General features: G+C 47.9%; 2 tRNA genes and 3 rRNA genes. All 5 read right to left on the reverse strand.

Annotation, left to right across the window (positions count from 1 at the left end):
- Window positions 1-3 precede the first annotated feature (3 nt).
- Window positions 4-113, reverse strand: a 5S ribosomal RNA gene (gene rrf / locus SK086_RS13450).
- Between the two features lie 117 nt (window positions 114-230).
- Window positions 231-3111: ribosomal RNA gene (locus SK086_RS13455) — 23S ribosomal RNA — on the reverse strand.
- Between the two features lie 107 nt (window positions 3112-3218).
- Window positions 3219-3292 (reverse strand) — tRNA-Ala (locus SK086_RS13460).
- Between the two features lie 81 nt (window positions 3293-3373).
- Window positions 3374-3447 (reverse strand) — tRNA-Ile (locus SK086_RS13465).
- A gap of 90 nt (window positions 3448-3537) precedes the next feature.
- Window positions 3538-5053 (reverse strand): 16S ribosomal RNA (locus SK086_RS13470).
- The 16S, 23S and 5S rRNA genes sit together here with 2 tRNA genes alongside, the layout of an rRNA operon.
- Between the last annotated feature and the right edge of the window lie 244 nt (window positions 5054-5297).

Consider the following 5297-nt stretch of genomic DNA (forward strand, 5'->3'; position numbering starts at 1 on the left):
AAAAAAAGGCGGCGACATACTCTCCCACATTACTGCAGTACCATCTGCGCAGTCGGACTTAACTTCTCTGTTCGGAATGGGAAGAGGTGAGCCCCGACGCAATAACCACCTTAAGTCGTTTTGCAAGGGTAATCAACTTTAGCTGATTAACATTACACTATATCTTAACATACTGAGATAAAAATCATTTCTTAGAAAGTTTGCCCCGCCTCTTGCGAGGCGGTAGCGACGTACATAAGCTTACGGGTTATTAGTACTACTCGACTATGACATTACTGCCTTTACATCTATAGCCTATCAACGTGGTCATCTTCCACGACCCTTAAAAGAAATCTCATCTTGTGGTGGGTTTCGCGCTTATATGCTTTCAGCGCTTATCCCTTCCAAACGTAGCTACTCTGCGGTGCTCCTGGCGGAACAACAGATACACCAGAGGTTTGTCCAATTCGGTCCTCTCGTACTAGAATCAGATCCACTCAAATTTCTTGCGCCCACAGTAGATAGAGACCGAACTGTCTCACGACGTTCTGAACCCAGCTCGCGTGCCACTTTAATGGGCGAACAGCCCAACCCTTGGGACCTTCTCCAGCCCCAGGATGTGACGAGCCGACATCGAGGTGCCAAACCCCCCCGTCGATATGAGCTCTTGGGGGAGATCAGCCTGTTATCCCCGGCGTACCTTTTATCCTTTGAGCGATGGCCCTTCCATGCGGAACCACCGGATCACTATGCTCTACTTTCGTACCTGATCGACCTGTATGTCTCTCAGTCAAGCTCCCTTATGCCATTGCACTCTACGCACGGTTACCAAGCGTGCTGAGGGAACCTTTAGAAGCCTCCGTTACTCTTTTGGAGGCGACCACCCCAGTCAAACTACCCACCAAGCAATGTCCCCCACATAAGCGGGGTTAGACCTCAGATAAGCAAAGGGTGGTATTTCAACAATGACTCCACAACGCCTGGCGACGCCATTTCACAGTCTCCCACCTATCCTACACATCACTTATCCAAGACCAATACTAAGCTATAGTAAAGGTGCACAGGGTCTTTTCGTCCCACTGCGGGTAATCGGCATCTTCACCGATACTACAATTTCACCGAGCTCATGGCTGAGACAGTGTCCAGATCGTTACACCATTCGTGCAGGTCGGAACTTACCCGACAAGGAATTTCGCTACCTTAGGACCGTTATAGTTACGGCCGCCGTTTACTGGGGCTTCAATTCAATGCTTCTCCGAAGATAACATCTCCTCTTAACCTTCCAGCACCGGGCAGGTGTCAGGCCCTATACCTCATCTTACGATTTTGCAGAGCCCTGTGTTTTTGATAAACAGTCGCCTGGACCTTTTCACTGCGGCCAGCATTACTGCTGGCGACCTTTCTCCCGAAGTTACAGGTCTATTTTGCCTAATTCCTTAGCCATGAATCTCTCGAGCACCTTAGGATTCTCTCCTCGACTACCTGTGTCGGTTTACGGTACGGGTACTGTTAATCTAAGTTTAGAGGTTTTTCTTGGAAGCCCTTAGGTACACTATCTCTTTGGCCGAAGCCTCTGAGTACTATCGCATTTCCCCAAGTCGCGTGGATTTGCCTGCGCAACTTATAGGTAGGTGCTTTAACGAACTATTCCGTCAGTTCGCGGTACTTTCATCACTCCGTCACCCCATCACAATTAACAGTAGTACGGGAATATTAACCCGTTGGCCATCGACTGTCCCTTTCGGGTTCGCCTTAGGACCCGACTAACCCTCAGCTGATTAGCATAGCTGAGGAAACCTTAGTCTTTCGGTGTGCGGGTTTCTCGCCCGCATTATCGTTACTTATGCCTACATTTTCTTTTCTAACCAGTCCAGCATAGCTCGCGCTACACCTTCAACCCTGTTAGAATGCTCCCCTACCACTTGTATTACTACAAATCCATAGCTTCGGTAGTATGCTTATGCCCGATTATTATCCATGCTCGTCCGCTCGACTAGTGAGCTGTTACGCACTCTTTAAATGAATGGCTGCTTCCAAGCCAACATCCTAGCTGTCTGGGCAGACAAACCTCGTTTTTTCAACTTAGCATACATTTGGGGACCTTAGCTGATGGTCTGGGTTCTTTCCCTCTCGGACATGGACCTTAGCACCCATGCCCTCACTGCTGGTAAACATTATATAGCATTCGGAGTTTGTCAGGAATTGGTAGGCGGTGAAGCCCCCGCATCCAATCAGTAGCTCTACCTCTATATAACTTATAACCAGCGCTGCACCTAAATGCATTTCGGGGAGTACGAGCTATTTCCGAGTTTGATTGGCCTTTCACCCCTACCCACAGGTCATCCGAAGACTTTTCAACGTCAACCGGTTCGGACCTCCACTATGTGTTACCACAGCTTCATCCTGCCCATGGGTAGATCACACGGTTTCGCGTCTACCACTACTGACTGCATCGCCCTATTCAGACTCGCTTTCGCTACGGATCCACACCATAAGTGCTTATCCTTGCCAGCAACGGTAACTCGTAGGCTCATTATGCAAAAGGCACGCCGTCACCCAACTTGTGGGCTCCGACCGCTTGTAAGCGTATGGTTTCAGGATCTATTTCACTCCGTTATTCACGGTTCTTTTCACCTTTCCCTCACGGTACTGGTTCACTATCGGTCTCTCAGGAGTATTTAGCCTTAGCGGATGGTCCCGCCAAATTCAGACAGGGTTTCACGTGCCCCGCCCTACTCAGGATACCACTATCCTTATCTTCTCTTACTTATACCGGGCTATCACCGTCTATGGCCTACCTTTCCAGGTAGTTCTAATTCAATCCGCAAGAAATGTCGTGGTCCTACAACCCCAAAATTGCCGTAACAACTTTGGTTTGGGCTAATCCGCGTTCGCTCGCCACTACTTACGGAATCACTTTTGTTTTCTTCTCCTCCGCCTACTTAGATGTTTCAGTTCAGCGGGTTTGCTCTCCTATCGGAGTGACATGTCTTCAACATGCCGGGTTGCCCCATTCGGATATCTGCGGATCAATTCGTATGTGCCAATCCCCACAGCTTTTCGCAGCTTATCACGTCCTTCTTCGCCTCTGAGAGCCTAGGCATCCCCCATACGCCCTTATTTTGCTTATTGTACTTGTTACTTATTATCTAATCACTTAGATAATTCGTGTTCTTTCTACTTTTTAAATGTATTTTTTATCTCAATATGTCAATGAACGGTTTCCCTTTACGGGATAGTGGAGAATATCGGAGTCGAACCGATGACCTCCTGCGTGCAAGGCAGGCGCTCTAGCCAGCTGAGCTAATCCCCCAATCTTAGTGATGAGTTACTAGTTATGAGTTATGAGTTACATAACCTCTCAACCCCTAGAATTTCCTTATAAGCATACTAGTAGTCCCGGGCAGACTCGAACTGCCGACCCCTACATTATCAGTGTAGTACTCTAACCAGCTGAGCTACGAGACTCTGTATTTTGCTTATTTATATTTTGAATTAACAGCGAGAGTAAATGAGCTTTGTGACTCTTCTATTTCCAGTCCTTCTTTTCGTCTCTAGAAAGGAGGTGTTCCAGCCGCACCTTCCGGTACGGCTACCTTGTTACGACTTAGCCCCAGTTACTAGTTTTACCCTAGGCAGCTCCTTACGGTCACCGACTTCAGGTACCCCCAGCTTCCATGGCTTGACGGGCGGTGTGTACAAGGCCCGGGAACGTATTCACCGGATCATGGCTGATATCCGATTACTAGCGATTCCAGCTTCACGGAGTCGAGTTGCAGACTCCGATCCGAACTGAGAACGGTTTTATAGATTCGCTCCTACTCACGTAGTGGCTGCTCTCTGTACCGTCCATTGTAGCACGTGTGTAGCCCAAGGCGTAAGGGCCGTGATGATTTGACGTCATCCCCACCTTCCTCACAGTTTACACTGGCAGTCTTGCTAGAGTTCCCGACTTGACTCGCTGGCAACTAACAACAGGGGTTGCGCTCGTTATAGGACTTAACCTGACACCTCACGGCACGAGCTGACGACAACCATGCAGCACCTTGTAAATTGTCCGAAGAAAAGTCTGTTTCCAAACCTGTCAATCTACATTTAAGCCTTGGTAAGGTTCCTCGCGTATCATCGAATTAAACCACATGCTCCACCGCTTGTGCGGGCCCCCGTCAATTCCTTTGAGTTTCATTCTTGCGAACGTACTCCCCAGGTGGGATACTTATCACTTTCGCTTAGCCACTGAAGTTGCCCCCAACAGCTAGTATCCATCGTTTACGGCGTGGACTACCAGGGTATCTAATCCTGTTCGCTCCCCACGCTTTCGTCCATCAGCGTCAATCCACAAGTAGTAACCTGCCTTCGCAATTGGTATTCCATGTAATATCTAAGCATTTCACCGCTACACTACATATTCTAGTTACTTCCTTGTAATTCAAGTCTGGCAGTATCAATGGCCGTTCCACAGTTGAGCTGCGGGCTTTCACCACTGACTTACCAAACCGCCTACGGACCCTTTAAACCCAATGATTCCGGATAACGCTTGGATCCTCCGTATTACCGCGGCTGCTGGCACGGAGTTAGCCGATCCTTATTCTTACGGTACCGTCAAGCTCCTTCACGAAGGAGTGTTTCTTCCCGTACAAAAGCAGTTTACACACCATAGATGCTTCTTCCTGCACGCGGCATGGCTGGATCAGGCTTGCGCCCATTGTCCAATATTCCTCACTGCTGCCTCCCGTAGGAGTCTGGTCCGTGTCTCAGTACCAGTGTGGGGGATCTCCCTCTCAGGACCCCTACCTATCGTTGCCATGGTAAGCCGTTACCTTACCATCTAGCTAATAGGACGCATGCCCATCTTTTACCGTTGGAACTTTAATATATCAAACATGCGAATGATATATACCATGAGGTATTAATCCAAATTTCTCTGGGCTATCCCTCTGTAAAAGGTAGGTTGCATACGCGTTACGCACCCGTGCGCCGGTCTCAAGGAAGCAAGCTTCCTCTACCCCTCGACTTGCATGTGTTAAGCCTGCCGCTAGCGTTCATCCTGAGCCAGGATCAAACTCTTCATCGTATGTTTTTTGTCTCGTTTTATTAACGAGACTGTTTTATAGACAAAGGCTAGTCTTTTTCAAATCTCTCGATTCACTTACTCTCTTTTTTTTCTGTCTTAAAATCTCTTTTAAGACGGCTGTCAATTCAATATGTCTATGAACGTTGTTTCTTTATTGTGCCGCTATTCTCTCGATTAGCGGGTGCAAAAGTAAGCATCTTTTTTAAACTAACAAGTAATTTTTAAAATATTTTTGAATTTATTT

The sequence above is a fragment of the Flavobacterium cheonhonense genome (assembly GCF_035671315.1).
Taxonomy (GTDB): Bacteria; Bacteroidota; Bacteroidia; order Flavobacteriales; family Flavobacteriaceae; genus Flavobacterium; species Flavobacterium cheonhonense.